This window comes from Helicobacter pylori, assembly GCF_001653475.1.
Taxonomy (GTDB): Bacteria; Campylobacterota; Campylobacteria; order Campylobacterales; family Helicobacteraceae; genus Helicobacter; species Helicobacter pylori_CM.
Map to the genome: position 1 here is coordinate 1076501 of NZ_CP011487.1, position 16466 is coordinate 1092966.

Consider the following 16466-nt stretch of genomic DNA (forward strand, 5'->3'; position numbering starts at 1 on the left):
ATCATCTTTAAATCATCTTTGAAATTGAGCTTTTAGCATTTTTAGAAAATAATAAAGAGTTTGTTAAAAATCAAGCGATAGCTTTTTAAAAACCAAAGCAGAAATCCCAAACATCTTTAGTGTTTGAGCGCTTCACGAACAAGGTCAAACTTTTTTCCTTTAAAGGGGGGTTAAAACCCCTTTTTTAGGCTTTGATATAGGGCGTTTCAGCCAGCGGCGGATAAATTTTATTTTTAAAATAAGCGTTTGAGCAAATCCTAACACTCACTATTAAGACTAGTAGCGCTACAAGCATGAAAAACACGCACAAAATCGCATCAATAGCGTGGTTAAAAAAGGATTTTTGGAGCGTTTTTAGCGCTTTTTCATCGGTAGTGAGCGCGATTTTTTCTTTGATGATTTGCATTTGTGCCACATGCGAGACATTATTAAGCACGCTATCATCGCTCTTTGGCACCACCTTTAAAATACCGCTATAAAAAGTGATCGCTAAAATCAAAACTGCCGGCAAGGCGCTTATCATCGCTCCCTTAAAACGCCCCATTTTAAACAACACCACCGTAACCAACAACAACGCCATGCCCGCTAACATCTGATTGCTCACGCCAAATAAAGGCCATAGCGTATAAATCCCCCCTTTAGGATCAATCGTGCCTTGATACAAGAAATACCCCCACCCTGCCACGCACAAAAGAGTGGCAAAAATCCCAGTCTTATAAGAGCTAAGATTACCCAAAGGCTTATAAACATTACCGAGCAAATCTTGGATCATAAAACGAGCGGTTCGTGTGCCAGCATCCACAGCGGTTAAAATGAACAAAGCTTCAAACAAAATCGCAAAATGATACCAAAACGCCATCACGCTTGGATCCCCTAAAATGCGATACACAATCATCGCTAAACCAATCGCAAAAGTGGGCGCCCCACCGGTGCGGCTCAAAATGGAGCTTTCGCCGATGTTTTTGGTCATCTCACTGATTTCTTCAGCGCTGATATTAAACCCCCATGAGCTAATCACCAAAGCCGCATCAGCTATATCTTTACCGATGCTCACTTCTGGCGAATTGATAGCGAAATAAAGCCCTGGGTGTAAAATCCCTGCACACACCAACGCCATAAGAGCCACAACGCTCTCCATCACCATAGAGCCATAGCCCACTAGCCTTGCGTCGCTTTCTTTAGCGATCATTTTAGGGGTCGTGCCTGAAGAAATTAAAGCATGAAAGCCGCTAATCGTCCCGCAAGCCACCGTGATAAACAAGAAAGGGAACACGCTTCCTGCAAACACAGGCCCACTGCCATCTACAAAGGGCGTGATTTTAGGGATTTGTAAGGGCGGAGCGACAAAAATAATCGCCACAACCAACACCCCTATAACGCCAATTTTTAAAAAAGTGCTTAAATAATCTCGTGGAGCAAGTAAAAACCATACCGGTAAAATAGAAGCCACAAAACCATAGCCCATGATCATCCACGCTAAAGAACTAGAATCAAAGGTGAATATTGACGCTAATTTAGGATCTAAAGAAACATATTTACCCGCATAAATCGCTATAATCAATAGGATAAAGCCAATAACAGAAACTTCCAAAATTTTATGCGGCCTGAAAAACCGCATGTAAAGCCCCATAAGAATCGCAATGGGAATGGTCATAGCGATCGTAAAAAAGCCCCAAGGCGAATGCGCTAAAGCCTTCACCACCACCATCGCTAAAATCGCAATGATAATGAGCATGATCCCTAAAATGCCAAGACTGGCGATCATGCCTACAAATTTACCCATTTCAAGCTTGATCATTTCGCCTAAAGACTTGCCATCGCGCCTAATGGAAGCAAAAAGCACCACAAAATCATGCACGCAACCCCCTAAAACCGAGCCTATCAAAATCCATAAGATAGAGGGCAAGTAACCCATTTGAGCGGCTAATATTGGGCCTACTAAAGGGCCAGCCCCAGCAATAGCAGCAAAATGATGCCCAAAAGTGATCGCTTTATCGGTTGGCACAAAATCCTTGCCATCATTCCTTACGCATGCAGGCGTGGCTCTGTTATCATCTAGCTTTAACACCCTATAAGCGATAAAATGGCTATAAAAACGATAGCCTATGCTATAAATGCAAGCGCTCGCTATTACAAGCCATAGCGTGTTAATGCTCTCGCCCTTGTGTAAGGCTAACACCCCTAAACAGATCGCCCCTAAAATAGCGGCAAAAACCCAAGCCAAAGAAACTAAACTTTTTTGCATGTCCTCTCCATTTAATGATTGTTTAACCATTGTTGTTAATTTCAGCCAGTTCTTTATTATAATTCAAATTTTCTTTGAATAGGGACTGAATGGCTCAAAAACTTTCCATGTAAAGGCTTGGTTTTTCCAAACTTCTAACAATTAAGGTGAATAAGAGCTGTTTTTAAACATGATGCTTTAAAGCGTCATTAATTTTAAGGTATAGCGTTATGGCATTAGATTGGGATTTTATGTTTCGCTCCATCCCTGCGTTTTTTAAGGGGTTAGAACTCACGCTTTATATTTCTTTCTTTGGGATTTTGCTCTCTCTTTTGGTGGGGTTTTTGTGCACGCTCATTTTGTATTTTAAAACGCGCTTTATCTCCCCTATCGTCTATATCTATAGCGAAATCGCCAGGAACACGCCCCTACTCATCCAGCTTTTCTTTTTGTATTACGGGTTGAATGAAATCGGTTTGAGCGCTTTAGAGTGTGCGATTTTAGCGTTAGGGTTTTTAGGTGGGGGGTATATGAGTCAAAGTTTTTTGCTTGGGTTTAAAAGCTTAGCTTCCATTCAAAAAGAAAGCGCTTTGAGTTTAGGGTTTAGCCCTTTGAAAATGGTGTATTACATCATTCTGCCTCAAAGTTTAAGCGTTTCTATGCCTTCTATAGGGGCGAATGTGATTTTTTTACTCAAAGAAACTTCTGTGGTGGGCGCGATAGCCCTAACCGATATTATGTTTGTGGCGAAAGATTTTATTGGCATTTATTATAAAACGACTGAAAGCCTTTTGATGTTAAGCATCACTTACTTGATCGCTTTGCTCCCTTTAAGCGTTTTGTTTGTGATCTTAGAGCGTTTCTTCAAAAAGAAAGTGGCTTAAAAATGGGAGTTTTACTAGAATTAGACAATCTTAAGCGTTTGTTAGAAGGGTTTGAAACCACTCTTTTGATCGCTCTTAGCTCTGCGGTTATTTCCATCATTGTTGGAATGCTTTTGGGGAGCTTGATGGCGTTTGGTTCTAAAATAGTGGTTTTGGCGTGTCGTGTGTATTTAGAAAGCATCCGCATTATCCCGCTTTTAGCATGGCTTTTTATTGTGTATTTTGGGTTAGCGAGCCTGTTTGATTTGCATATTAGCGCTGTTTTAGCGAGCGTTATTGTTTTTAGCTTGTGGGGTGGCGCTGAAATGATGGATTTAACCAGAGGGGTTTTAACTTCCGTGAGCAAACACCAAATAGAAAGCGCTCTGGCTTTAGGCATGGATTCAAAAAGGGTGGTTTTTAACATTATTTTCCCCCAAAGCTTTTTGTCTTTACTGCCCTCAAGCCTTAATTTATTCACGCGCATGATTAAAACCACGGCTTTAGTCTCTCTCATTGGAGCGATTGATTTGTTAAAAGCGGGCCAGCAAATCATAGAACTTAATCTCTTACGCATGCCCAATGCGAGCTTTGTGGTTTATGGCGTTATCTTAATGTTTTATTTTAGTTTATGCTATAGTTTGAGCCTGTATAGTTCCTATTTAGAAAAAAAATTCCAATACATTAGAGGGTAAAATGAGCGTGATTTTAGAAACCAAAGGGTTAAAAAAAACCTATCAAAACCATTTGGTTTTAGACGGCATCAATTTCACTTTAAATAAGGGTGAAGTGGCAGTGATTTTAGGGCCTAGCGGGTGCGGGAAAAGCACTTTTTTAAAATGCCTAAACGGGCTTGAAAAGATTGATGAAGGTGAAATTCTTTTTGAAAACACTAACCTTAACACCAAGGCCACTAATTGGAATAAAATGCGCCAAAAAATAGGCATGGTGTTTCAAAATTATGAATTGTTCCCGCATTTAAATGTGCTAGATAATATCTTACTTGCTCCTTTAAAAGTGCAAAAACGATCCAAAGATGAGGCCCTTTCTCAAGCCATAGAGCTTTTAAAACGAGTGGGTTTGGAGCGCAAACAACAAGCTTACCCTAAAGAATTGAGCGGCGGGCAAAAACAGCGAGTAGCCATCGTGCGTTCTTTGTGCATGCGGCCAAAAATCATGCTTTTTGATGAAGTGACCGCCTCTTTAGACCCTGAAATGGTTAAAGAAGTTTTAGAAGTGATTTTAGAATTAGCCACAACGGGCATGAGCATGGTGATTGTAACGCATGAAATGAAATTCGCGCAAAAAATCGCTCATAAAATCGTGTTTTTTGATAGCGGTAAGATCGCTGAAGAAAACAGTGCTAAAGAATTTTTTAATAACCCAAAATCTCAAAGAGCGCAAAAATTTTTAGAAACTTTTCATTTTTTAGGGAATTGTTAAATAAAGTTTGCTAAAAAGATGATTTTAATTTCAAAAAAAAAGGTGTTTTTATGAAAACAAACGGGCTTTTTAAGGTATGGAGGCTGTTTTTAGTTTTAATCGCTTTAGTCTTTAGTGCATGTTCTGATAGCCATAAAGAAAAAAAGGACGCTTTGGAAGTCATTAAACAAAGAGGGGTTTTAAAAGTGGGGGTTTTTAGCGATAAGCCTCCTTTTGGCTCTGTGGATTCTAAAGGGAAATATCAAGGCTATGATGTAGTCATTGCTAAACGCATGGCCCTTGATTTATTGGGCGATGAAAATAAGATTGAGTTTATTCCTGTAGAAGCTTCAGCTAGGGTGGAATTTTTAAAAGCCAATAAAGTGGATATTATCATGGCTAATTTCACGCGCACTAAAGAAAGAGAAAAAGTCGTGGATTTTGCTAAGCCGTATATGAAAGTCGCTTTGGGGGTGATTTCTAAAGACGGGGCCATTAAAAATATAGAAGAGTTGAAAGATAAAGAGTTAATTGTGAATAAAGGCACGACAGCGGATTTCTATTTCACTAAAAATTACCCCAATATCAAGCTTTTGAAATTTGAGCAAAACACAGAGACTTTTTTAGCCCTTTTAAACAATAAGGCTATCGCTCTAGCCCATGACAACACTTTATTGCTCGCTTGGGCGAAACAGCACCCTGAGTTTAAATTAGGCATTACAAGCCTTGGCGATAAGGATGTGATCGCTCCAGCGATTAAAAAAGGCAACCCTAAGCTTTTAGAATGGTTGGATAACGAAATGGATTCCCTCATTTCTAGCGACTTCTTAAAAGAAGCTTATAAGGAAACTTTAAAGCCTGTTTATGGCGATGGAATCAAACCGGAAGAAATCATTTTTGAATGATTTTTTAGGCTTTGTTTTCTTGATGGAGCGTGTTTTGATTGTTAAATTAGCGGTTTTGTGATCTTTTTGTTTTTAATTTTGAGATATATTTGTTTGATTTTACATTGAAAGGATTTGTTGATGAATCATTTTTATAAGCGTTGTTTGAAATTTTCATTGGTTGGGTTGCTAGGGCTTTTGAGCGTTCAGCTTGATGCTAGGAGTTTTGTTGATGGGGATTTAGACATTCAAAAATTCAGCTATGAAGATTCTCTGCTTAAAAAGGGAGACCCTAATGGCATGCATAAGGTGCAGGTGCGAGATTATAAAGGCAAAATGCAAGAAGCTGAGATCCACTCAGAAATACGCATCGCGCTCAAACCGGGAGTTAAAAAAGAAGTTAAAAAAGGCAAGATTTATAGCACTCAAATCAATGATGGCATGTGCTATGCTTTTAGAATGCTCCAAACCGGCGATAATACCACAGGTCTTGATCCTAAAGAGTTCCCCAAGCAAAGCCGTGAAAAAAAGGGCCGAGTGGTTACTTTAATCGGTAAAGATGAAGTGCCTTATCTTATTTTAGAAACAGATTGCCAAGTGGGCGATATTGCAAAGATCTCTTTAGTGGGTAATTTTGATGGCACCGGTTTTCTTACAGAATATAAATTCAAAGACGCCAAACCTATTTACTAGTCTTTATTCTTTGCTTCATTCTTAAAATCTCTTAATCTTTTGTGGTTAGGAGATTTTTCTTATTCGTTGGGATATTTGTGATCGCATCTTAAAAATTTTAAAATGCATGCCTTTTGATTTCAAACGCTAACCAATCAAACCTTATTTAGCATTTTTAAATTTTTAAAAACAAGCTAAAAGAAAAACAAAGAAAGTAAAAGAGAAACCCCCCCTTTTTTAGGAGTTTTCTTCTTGCTTATACCCTTTAAGCGCAAAGAAGAGGATATAAAAATAGCATAACAACGGCACACCATAAGCGTAGAGCAAATTTGACTCGGTTGCTGTTAGCATGTCTGTAACCACGCCTTGAATGGGAGGGATTAACGCTCCTCCTACAATCGCCATGCTAATCACCCCAGAAGCCTTAGAAGTGAGATGCCCTAAATTGAGCGTAGCCAAAGAAAAGATTGTAGGGAACATGATAGAGTTGAAAAAGCCCACAAAAGTCAGAGCGAATAAAGCGATCTTGCCTCCAATGACAATGGCTAAAGCAATGAGAACAATAGAGCTTAAGGCGTTGAAAGCCAGGTATTTGTTAGGGGTAATTTTATTCATCAAAACACTGCCTAAGAAACGGCCCACCATCGCACCGCCCCAATAATACACCAAGTAATGCGCGCTTGATTGAGGGTCTAAATTCAAAAGCTTTTCAAAGCTTAGCACCAAGAATGAGCCAATCGCAACTTCTCCCCCCACATAGAAAAAGATTCCTAAAGCCCCAAAAACAAAGTATTTGTGCGAAAACAGGATTTTTTGCGTCGTCTCTTTGGGCATTTCTTTTTCCACATCAGGCAATTTCAAAAGATGCATAATGAGCGCTAAAAGAAGCGAAAACACTGCCAAGCCCAAATAAGGCATTTGAACGCTTTTAGCGTCCGCTAATTTATCTATCAAACTCGCATTATCGCCCATTTTAGTTGTGCTAAAAATCAACAAGCTCCCAAAAATAGGCCCTAAAGTCGTGCCAAGCGAATTAAACGCCTGGACTAAAACCAAGTTTCTGGCTTCTTTACCTTTTGAAAGCAAGGTTACAAAGGGATTACCGGCGGTTTGTAAGCACACAATCCCGCTCGCTAAAATAAACAACGCCCCCAAGAAAAACCCGTAAGAGCCAAAATGCGCCGCCGGATAAAACAACGCGCACCCGCTCGCTGTGATCACAAAGCCAAGCACCACGCCAAAAGGGTAGCCGATTTTACTGATCACATTCCCAAAAACGCCTCCCATGATGAAATACGCCCCAAAAAAGCAAAATTGAATGAGCGAAGCTTCAAAATAGGTCAAGTCAAAAATGGGTTTTAAATGCGGGATTAAAATATCGTTTAAAACCGTGATAAAACCCATTAAGAAGAATAACGCTGTTAAACTCCCCAGCGCCAAAGTGTTAGAAGTTTTTTGCATACCATTTCCTTTGATTGAACTGATACAATAATAATAATGCTATTGTAATTGTTTTGAGATAATAAACTACCCAAATTAAGGAAAAAAGCCACAAAATGGGTAAAAAATGCAAAGATCTTTTAAAAGAGCTTAACGAAAGATAAACACAGAAACAGAAATAATGCAGAGAATGATAATACCAGAATTGATGGCTTTGAAGTCTTTTTGAACCAATTTGATAATACCATAAGACAAAAAGCCAAAGGCTAAGCCATCGGTAATGGAGAAGGTTAAAGGCATCATCACCACGGTTAAAAAAGTGGAAACGCTAACGGCCATGTCTTTAAAATTCACCCCCTCTAACACGCTAAACATCAAAACCCCTACTATCACTAGCACCGGATAAATCGCATTGCTGGGAATAGCTTTTAAAAGAGGCAAACAAAAGAGCGTTAAAATAAAAAATAGCCCGGTAAAAACCGCTGTAAGCCCTGTGCGGCCCCCCTCTTCAACCCCGCTCGCGCTTTCTATAAAAGCAGTCGTAGTAGAAACGCCCACTACCGCGCTCCCTAAAGAAGCCACCGCATCCGCTTCTAAAGTCCTTTCTAATTCCTTGTTTTTTTCTTCATCATTGAAAAAATCAGTCTTGTGGCCAATCCCTGCAAGCGTGCCTAAGGAATCAAACAAATCGGTTACAAAAAAAGTGATGATAACCGGCACTAACGCTAAAGTGAAAGCCCCACTCGCATCAAAAAAAATGCCCTTAAAGTCTAATTGAAAGGCGATAGGGCTAATGCTAGCGGGCATGGAAAAAAATTCGCTAGGGTAAGGAGCTAGCTTTAAAACCCATGCGAGAATGGAAGTGATTAAGACCGCTATAATAAAAGAACCCTTGATTTTGAGCGTGTAGAGCGCAAAAGTTAAAACGATCCCCACAACCCCCAATAACACATGCGGATCGCTGAAATCGCCTAAAGTTACAAGCGTAGCCTTATGGGTAACTACAATATGCATTTCTTTAAGGCCAATAAATGCGATAAAAGCCCCTATCCCCGCACTCACCGCACGCCTTAAATCGCTAGGGATGCTTCGCATGACCCAACTTCTGAATTTGGTGAAAGACAGGATCACAAAAATCGCTCCAGAGAGCGCTACGATGCCTAAAGCGCTCTGCCAAGGGAGTTTTAGTCCTTGAACCAACCCAAAGCTGAAATAAGCTGACAGCCCTAAGCCCACGCTCATAGCGATGGGGGTGTTTGCCCACAACCCGTTAAACACGCTCGATAAGATGGTGATAATGGCCGTTGCACTCAAGAGGGCTTCATAAGGCATGTTGGCTTGAGAAAGGATAAGCGCGTTTAAGGGCACGATGTAAATCATGGTGATAAAGGTCGTTAAGCCCGCTCTAAACTCGGTGGCAATGTTAGTGTTGTGTTCTTTAAGCTTGAAAAACCCCATGTTAGATAACTCCTTACTATTTGGTATAGATTAATTTAATAAGGGGCTTTGGAACTATACTACCACTATTTTATTTTAAATTGCCTTAAGACGCTTGATTGTGTTGTTTAAATCAAGAGGAGTGGGTAAAAAACCCTTTTTTTAAAAACCCCGCTAAAAAATGATCGTTTTTAATGAAAGCCACAAAAAAGCTCATCTTGTAAGGTAATTCTACTCTTTAATGGTTTTTGAGAGAGCGTTTTTTTAAATTTGAAAAGATTGCTGTAAAACAAACACCCCCATAAGAGCGATTATGGGGATAAATTCTAAAAAGGAGTTTGCCATGGAAAATTAAAAGTGGCGAAAACATTATACCTTAAAATTTCTTTTTTAGAGTTTAATGATTGTTTTTTGAAAATTTTTAGCTTCAGAGATTTTTTAGAAGTTTAACCCCCCCTTTTTTTAAAAAGAGAGTTTTTAATAAGCAAACACATAATTGAGATACACGCTATAAAGCCTTCGGTATTCTAGTTTAGTGTCTAGAAAAGAATAATAATTCGTGTTAATGGTGGGGATTTTCACGCCCAATTCCATGCCATGTTGAGCCGCATGATGACTATCTTTCTTCTTAGGTCTAGTGAGATTGGTTCTCAAGCCTAAATTGAATAAAAATTGGAAATTAGCCGTATTCACTTTAGCGCTATAGACATTGCTGATGGTTTTTAAATTCACAAATTGAGAATTAAGCCATGAAGTCCCTGCTAGCGCGATGCCTCCAAAAAGCCCCACTGAAATCTTGTTATTCTTGCCTAAGAAATTGGTGTTTTTATCATTGATGAAATTAAACAATAAATCACTACCCACCCCATAAGTCCATACATCAGAAGCCGAGTTAAAGAAATTGGATTTGATATAGGCGTGGTTGTAATCAAAGAAACCATAATACCTTAACCCCCATCTTTTCTTTTCTCCAAAAAATTGCTTATAACCCGCTTGCACGCCAAAGCCATTCAAGGCGCCGTTATTCGTGGCTGAAGAAACGATCATGCCTACATTCCCAAAAGGGTTATTGCCAAGTTCTTGAATAAGGGTGCTAGCGAGAGTTTGCGCTTCATTGATTTGTGGCGTTTGGCTATCAAAAGAAGAGTTGCTTTTTTTTAGCGAAGCTAGAGTTTCTTCCACGCCCGCGCAGCCTTTCCCCCAGTTGCTCTTTTGATTTTGCATTGCCATGTTCGCACCACTCACGCCGCTTGCATCGCATTTCCCTATGTAGTCTTTAAGATGACCTGAAGAAAGTTTGCCAAAATCGCTCTCCACTTGATTAGCCAGCTTTAAAATTTCTGCTTGAGATTGGGCGTTTTTGAGCATTTTTTGAGCTAAAGCCGTAAGACTGCTAGGGGTGTTAAGGTTGAAATTATGAGGTTGTGTGATATTTTTTGGTTGGTTGGCGCTGAGTTGTTGGGTTTTTTTAACGATTTCTTGTGCGTTATTGAGCATGTCTGAAGCAGCGCTAAACTCTTTGCCAAAAGTCTCGCATGCATTTTTGCCGCCACCGGCTATTTGCCATGAAGGGGCGTTTGTGGTAGTCATACCATTACCACTAGATCTCGCTATCAATACGGGGCAATAATCTTTAAGGGTATTGACAATCGTTTGCGCGTAAGTTAAAAGATTGTGTGCACCGTTTGTTGTATCGATCACAGAAGTTGTCGTTTTAGTTTCATTATCTTGTTGATCCACTGAAGTGGTTACATGCGCTTCTAATTTGTCGCCTTTGCTTGTTAAAGGGGCGAGTCCGGCTTCTTTTAGAGCTTTTGAAAGGATTTGATAGGCTTCATGGATTTCTTCGTATTGCTTAATGGATAGAGAACTGTTTTTGGCTGCTGGCAAAGTATTCGTGCCGCCAATAACTTTGCCAGCAGCGTTTATGGTCCCACCGCAATTGATTTTAGTGCCGTTGCCATTCTCATCGGTGTAGTGGAAAATTTTGTGTGATTCACCTGGGGTTTTCATATAGCCTCCACACACGACTGCATAGCCGATGCTATTCCACAGCCCTAGCACCGATCTCAGCGCTAAAAGCGTGGCTTGATAAGCGGGGGATTGGGTCGTCCCACTGGTTAATTTCTTTGCGCGTTCGTTCAAATTATTAACCGCTTGGTTGATCGCTTGCGCGCTTGTTTTTGAGCCTGAGCCATTATCGTTGGTTAAAAGCCTGCTTAATTTTTCATAAGAGTCTGAAAGTTTTTGCACCTTGTCGGCGTTTTTCACTTTCTGAACCGCTTCACCGATTTGATAACCCACGCTTAAAAAAACGCCGTTGTCTTCAGCATGGAGCAATGACGCCGCAAGAGTTAGAGAAAGCAGAATCGTTTTTTTCGTTTTTTTCATAAAATGTTCCTTAAAGTAATGTTTTATTGCAAAAATGTATCAAAATGAGAACTTATTTACAATGCGTTTAATTATAGCATAAATTTATTGAATTTTGAATAAAATGTTACTTTTTTAAATTGTGAAATGAGGATTTTATATTATTTTTGTATAGAATTTTATTTTTGTTTGTGTTGTTTTAGGTATCGTTTTAACGCTCAAACCCCCTAATTTGGCCAAACAAAAATCAAAGGCTTTTATCAAAAGATTTAAAATGATTTCGTCATTGCGTCATCATCTCTAAAGCTAGAGTTATCATGTTATCAAAGCTTTCCACCCTTTCTTTAGGGCTTAAGGCTTCTTTAGTGGTTAAATGATCTGAAACCGAGCATAAGCATAAAGCCTTAGCGTTCAATTCCATCGCCGTGGCGTATAACCCTGCCGCTTCCATTTCAATAGCCAAGTGGTTGTATTGGGCCATTAAATCAAAGGCATGCGTTTCAAAGGAATAGAAAAAATCGCTTGAAAAAACATTGCCCACTTTCAAATCAATACCCAAACGCTTTGCTGTTTGATACGCTCTTAAACCCAATTCAAAATCAGGCGTCGCACTCAAATCGTGGTTTAAAAAACGCACCCGATTGGTTTTGGAATCCGTTGAAGCTCCAGTTGCCATGATAATGTCTTTCAGGCCAACTTTTGGGCTAATAGCCCCACAAGTGCCAATCCTTAAAAGCTCTTTAACCTGATAGATTTTAATAAGCTCCGTTACATAAATCGTGCATGACGCAATGCCCATGCCATGCCCCATTAAAGAAATCCCCTTACCCTTATACTTCCCGCTAAAGCCTAGCATGTTACGCACATTCGTGATCTCTTTGGCGTCTTGTAAAAAATTTTTCGCAATGTAGCTCACCCTTAAAGGATCGCCGCATAAAAGGCATTGAGGATAAAAATCGCCGATTTTGGCGTTAATGTGAGGAGTCATGGTTGTCCTTTAAAGTTTAATAAGTTTTTGCCATAATCTAAGGGGCTTAATCCTAAAAAATAAGCGATACTTTGCCCAATATCCGCAAACGACTCGCTCTTGCCTAAAAAGGCTGGTTGTAAATCTTTATGATAAAACAAAACAGGAATGTATTCTCGGGTGTGATCCGTGCCTTTAAAGCTGGGATCACACCCATGATCGGCGCAAAGAATGAGCAAATCGTTTTCCCTTAAATTTTCTAAAATCTCTTTTAAGCGCGCATCAAAACACTCTAAAGCGTTAGCATACCCGCTAATATCACGCCTATGCCCATAATCGCTATCAAAATGCACAAAATTCGTAAAAATCAAGCTGTTGTTTGGGGCGTTTTTGACCTGCTCTAAAGTAACATCGCATAACTCCATTAAACTACCGGCTTTGAACTTTTGAGTGATCCCCACATGAGCGTAAATATCAGCGATTTTTCCAATGCTAATGACTTCGCCCTGCTTTTCTTCAATGAATTTTTCAAAAAGCAATTTTTTATGGGGCTTTATCGCATAGTCTTTGCGGTTAGCGGTGCGTTTGAAATCCTCTCTATTAGCGCCAATAAAGGGTCTTGCGATCACTCTGGCAATCTTTAAAGGCTCTAGAATTTGAAACGCTTCTTCACAAAGAGCGTATAAATTATCAAGCCCGAACTTTTCTTCATGCGCAGCGATTTGAAACACCGAATCCGCTGAGGTGTAAAAAATGGGGTATAAAGTTTCTAAATGCTTTTCGCCTAAATCTTTAATGATTTCTGTCCCTGATGCGTGGCAATTCCCTAAATAGCCCTTAATCTTAGTTTTACGCATGATTTCATCTAAAATTCCTTTAGGGAACGAATGATTTTTGTCTTTAAAATACCCCCACTCAAAAAGAACGGGCACGCCCATCATCTCCCAATGCCCAGAAATCGTATCCTTAGCACTAGAAAGTTCCTGTGCGTAAGCGTAAGCCCCTATTAAATTAGGTTTAGATTCAAAGCCTAAGGGCAATTCATTCGTGGCTTTTAACGCGCTCAACCCTAAACCCAAACTCTCTAAATAAGGCAGTTTCAAAGCCCCATTGCGATCACTAGAATCAGCCAAGTTGTTGAAACAAGCCTTAGCGATATTGCCTAAAGTGTTCGCCCCACAATCGCCAAAATCTCTAGCGTCTTCACTAGCCCCTATACCAAAAGAATCCAATAATAAAACCACCACTCTTTTTTGCATGTTTTGTCCTTTTAATGAGCGTTTAGTCCTATGAATAACCCGGCGATAGTCGCGCTCATGAAATTAGAAAGCGTGCCTACAAGCACCGCTTTTAAAGCAAGCCTTACGATGAAATCTTTCTTTTTAGGCACTAAATTGCCAAGCCCCCCAATGAGCATAGCGACTGAGCTTAAGTTAGCAAACCCGCACAACGCAAAAGTGATGGTCGCTTTAGTTTTCTCGCTCAAGATTAAAGGAGGGTTATCGCCCAAATAAGGTAAAAATTGCATATAGCCCATAAATTCATTGAGCGCGATTTTAATGCCTATGATTTCTCCAGCAATCCCAGCCTGGCTCCAAGGAATGCCTAACATAAAGGCTAAGGGTTTTAAAAGCGTGCCTAAAATTAACCCTAAAGACAAATGCTCCATGCCTAAAAACCCCCCTACAACCCCTAAAAGCCCGTTAATGAGCGCAAGCATCCCCACAAAGGCTAAAAGCATCGCTCCCACATGCAAAGCTAGATTTAGCCCTGTGCTTGCCCCATTAGCGATAGCTTCTATGGCATTGACATGCTTTTCTGCAGAAACATCTGCACGGCTAGAAATGGTTTCGTTTTGCGGGTAAATAATTTTAGCGAACAACAAACCCCCAGGAGCGGACATAAACGAAGCGGCTATTAAATAAGGTAAAGGAATGCCCATGCTCGCATACCCGGCCAACACAGGCCCCGCAACGCTAGCCATGCCCACGCACATGACTGCAAAAATCTCTGAATCGCTCATGCTTTTCAAATAAGGTTTAATGACTAAGGGCGCTTCTGTGTGCGCTACAAAAATATTAGCCGCTGCACTCATGCTTTCTGCTTTAGAAGTGCCTAAGCATTTTTGCAACGCCCCACCGATGAGATTGATCACTAAAGGCATGATTTTTAAATAGTATAGAAGTGAAATCAAGCTAGCAAAAAAGATAATGATCGCTAAAACATTGATCGCAAAGATAAAGCCTCCTACCCCTTGATCGCCCTTAGCGTTTGGAGCGAGATTGCCAAACAAGAAACGCACCCCTTCATAGCCATAACCGATCACGCTTTGTATGCCACTGGCTAAACCTTGCAGCATTTCCCTACCCAAAGGCACATATAAAGCCAACGCCCCTAAAGCCACCTGGATCACAAACGCGCTGACAATCGTGCGATAATTAATAGCCCTTTTATTGCTAGAAAACGCCCAAGCAATAAGAAAAAGCACCGCCATCCCTACAACACTAAAAAGAGAGCTAAAAATCATCGTCAAATCCCTAAATGTAAGAAATTAAAAGATGCAGAGTTATTGTAGTTGAGTTTTGCTAAAAAAAAGATTAAACAGATATCAAATGAATTTCAAATCAAATCATGGTGTCAAGAGGGGGACTTGAACCCCCGACCTCCGGCTTATGAGACCAGCGCTCTAAACCAGCTGAGCTACCTTGACACAAGCAATTTTATAAAAAATAAAGAATGAAATTATACAAAAAATTTTCTTAAAAATCCATTAAAATTACATTAAACTTTTATTATTAATCCTACTTTCCTAAATTAATGATAAAAATTAGATATTTTCTTGTAAAATAACCCGCATGTTTAAGAAAATTTTTCCATTAGCGTTAGTGTCGTCGTTGCGGTTTTTGGGGCTTTTTATTGTTTTGCCTGTCATCAGTTTGTATGCGGATAGTTTCCATTCAAGCAGTCCCTTACTCGTGGGGTTGGCTGTGGGCGGAGCGTATCTTACGCAAATTGTTTTTCAAACCCCCATGGGCATTCTTAGCGATAAGATAGGCCGTAAAGTGGTGGTTATGGTATGCTTGTTGTTGTTTTTAGCTGGCTCGTTAGTGTGCTTTATAGCAAATGATATTGTTTGGCTCGTTATAGGGCGCTTCATTCAAGGCATGGGGGCTTTAGGGGGGGTTGTTAGCGCGATGGTGGCGGATGAAGTGAAAGAAGAAGAGCGCACCAAAGCGATGGCGATCATGGGGGCGTTTATTTTCATTAGCTTCACTATAAGCATGGCCATAGGCCCTGGGGTTGTGGCGTTTTTTGGGGGGGCAAAATGGCTCTTTTTACTCACTGCGATCTTAACTTTATTGAGTTTATTGATGCTTTTAAAAGTCAAAGACGCCCCTAAAATTTCTTACCAGATCAAAAACATAAAAGCTTACCAACCCAACTCTAAAGCCTTGTATCTTTTGTATCTGAGCTCTTTTTTTGAAAAAGCGTTCATGACGCTTATTTTTGTGCTGATCCCTTTAGCCTTAGTGAATGAATTCCATAAAGATGAAAGCTTTTTGATCTTGGTGTATGTGCCTGGAGCCTTATTAGGGGTTTTAAGCATGGGAATAGCGAGCGTTATGGCTGAAAAATACAACAAGCCTAAAGGGGTAATGCTTTCTGGTGCGCTGTTGTTTATTGTGAGTTATTTGTGCTTGTTTTTAGCCGACTCTAGCTTTTTAGGGAAACATTTATGGCTCTTTATTCTTGGGGTGGCGTTTTTCTTTATTGGCTTTGCCACCTTAGAGCCTATCATGCAATCTTTAGCGTCTAAATTCGCCAGAGTGCATGAAAAAGGCAAGGTTTTAGGGCAATTCACCACTTTTGGCTATTTAGGGAGCTTTGTTGGGGGCGTGAGCGGAGGGTTGAGCTACCATCATTTAGGCGTTTCTAACACAAGCTTAATTATTGTAGCTTTAGGGCTTATTTGGGGACTATCGCTCTTTTTACTCAACAACCCTTCCAAGCAAAAAAATGTCTATTTCCCCTTAGACGCTTATAATGAGGAACAATTTGAAACTTTAGGGGACAAAATCATTGAATGGTATGTTAATATTAGCGAAGAAGTCATTATTGTGAAATATAATTCCGATCACATTAGCGAAGAAGAAATCATTCACTTATCGCAAAATTTCAGAAAATAA

Annotated in this window: 13 protein-coding genes and 1 tRNA gene; 6 read left to right on the forward strand and 8 right to left on the reverse strand. The window is 40.0% G+C overall.

What is annotated here, in order from left to right; all coding sequences use genetic code 11:
• Positions 1-184: 184 nt before the first annotated feature.
• Positions 185-2275 carry a carbon starvation CstA family protein gene (locus AA974_RS05160; protein WP_196207222.1) on the reverse strand — a complete coding sequence of 697 codons (2091 nt, stop codon included), beginning with the start codon at positions 2273-2275 and terminating at the stop codon, positions 185-187.
• Positions 2276-2454: 179 nt separating this feature from the next.
• Between AA974_RS05160 and AA974_RS05165 the strand changes: the two genes are divergently transcribed.
• From AA974_RS05165 to AA974_RS05185, 5 genes are all read left to right on the forward strand, one after another.
• A complete protein-coding gene (locus AA974_RS05165; protein WP_064433695.1) occupies positions 2455-3108 on the forward strand; it encodes an amino acid ABC transporter permease in 654 nt (217 codons plus the stop codon).
• A 2-nt stretch (positions 3109-3110) separates the two neighbouring features.
• Positions 3111-3782, forward strand: a complete 672-nt coding sequence (locus tag AA974_RS05170; protein WP_064433696.1) for an amino acid ABC transporter permease — start codon at positions 3111-3113, stop codon at positions 3780-3782.
• A gap of 1 nt (position 3783) precedes the next feature.
• Positions 3784-4530: an amino acid ABC transporter ATP-binding protein gene (locus tag AA974_RS05175; protein WP_064433697.1), complete on the forward strand. Its 747-nt coding sequence runs from the start codon at positions 3784-3786 to the stop codon at positions 4528-4530.
• A gap of 50 nt (positions 4531-4580) precedes the next feature.
• The gene (locus tag AA974_RS05180; protein ID WP_064433698.1) at positions 4581-5414 is read left to right on the forward strand and encodes a transporter substrate-binding domain-containing protein; all 834 of its coding nucleotides are present in this window, start codon (positions 4581-4583) and stop codon (positions 5412-5414) included.
• Positions 5415-5534: 120 nt separating this feature from the next.
• On the forward strand, positions 5535-6086 hold the full coding sequence (locus AA974_RS05185) for a hypothetical protein (protein WP_064433699.1): 552 nt from the start codon (positions 5535-5537) through the stop codon (positions 6084-6086).
• 216 nt (positions 6087-6302) lie between these two features.
• Here AA974_RS05185 and AA974_RS05190 read toward each other — a convergent pair whose 3' ends face one another.
• From AA974_RS05190 to AA974_RS05220, 7 genes are all read right to left on the reverse strand, one after another.
• Positions 6303-7526, reverse strand: a complete 1224-nt coding sequence (locus tag AA974_RS05190) for a sugar MFS transporter (protein WP_064433700.1) — start codon at positions 7524-7526, stop codon at positions 6303-6305.
• Between the two features lie 129 nt (positions 7527-7655).
• Complete coding sequence (locus tag AA974_RS05195; RefSeq protein WP_064433701.1) at positions 7656-8963, reverse strand: NCS2 family permease; 1308 nt, start codon at positions 8961-8963, stop codon at positions 7656-7658.
• A 456-nt stretch (positions 8964-9419) separates the two neighbouring features.
• On the reverse strand, positions 9420-11333 hold the full coding sequence (gene hopQ, locus AA974_RS05200) for a Hop family adhesin HopQ (RefSeq protein WP_064433702.1): 1914 nt from the start codon (positions 11331-11333) through the stop codon (positions 9420-9422).
• A gap of 262 nt (positions 11334-11595) precedes the next feature.
• Positions 11596-12300: a purine-nucleoside phosphorylase gene (gene deoD / locus AA974_RS05205; RefSeq protein ID WP_064433703.1), complete on the reverse strand. Its 705-nt coding sequence runs from the start codon at positions 12298-12300 to the stop codon at positions 11596-11598.
• Positions 12297-13538 (reverse strand): phosphopentomutase, encoded by a 1242-nt coding sequence (locus AA974_RS05210; RefSeq protein WP_064433704.1) that lies wholly within the window; start codon positions 13536-13538, stop codon positions 12297-12299. Before AA974_RS05210 ends, deoD begins: the two co-directional genes overlap by 4 nt.
• An 11-nt stretch (positions 13539-13549) precedes the next feature.
• The gene (locus AA974_RS05215) at positions 13550-14806 is read right to left on the reverse strand and encodes a NupC/NupG family nucleoside CNT transporter (RefSeq protein WP_064433705.1); all 1257 of its coding nucleotides are present in this window, start codon (positions 14804-14806) and stop codon (positions 13550-13552) included.
• A gap of 105 nt (positions 14807-14911) precedes the next feature.
• A tRNA-Met gene (locus tag AA974_RS05220) sits at positions 14912-14989 on the reverse strand.
• A gap of 184 nt (positions 14990-15173) precedes the next feature.
• Between AA974_RS05220 and AA974_RS05225 the strand changes: the two genes are divergently transcribed.
• Positions 15174-16466, forward strand: coding sequence for an MFS transporter (locus AA974_RS05225; protein WP_328287321.1), 1293 nt, complete (start codon positions 15174-15176; stop codon positions 16464-16466).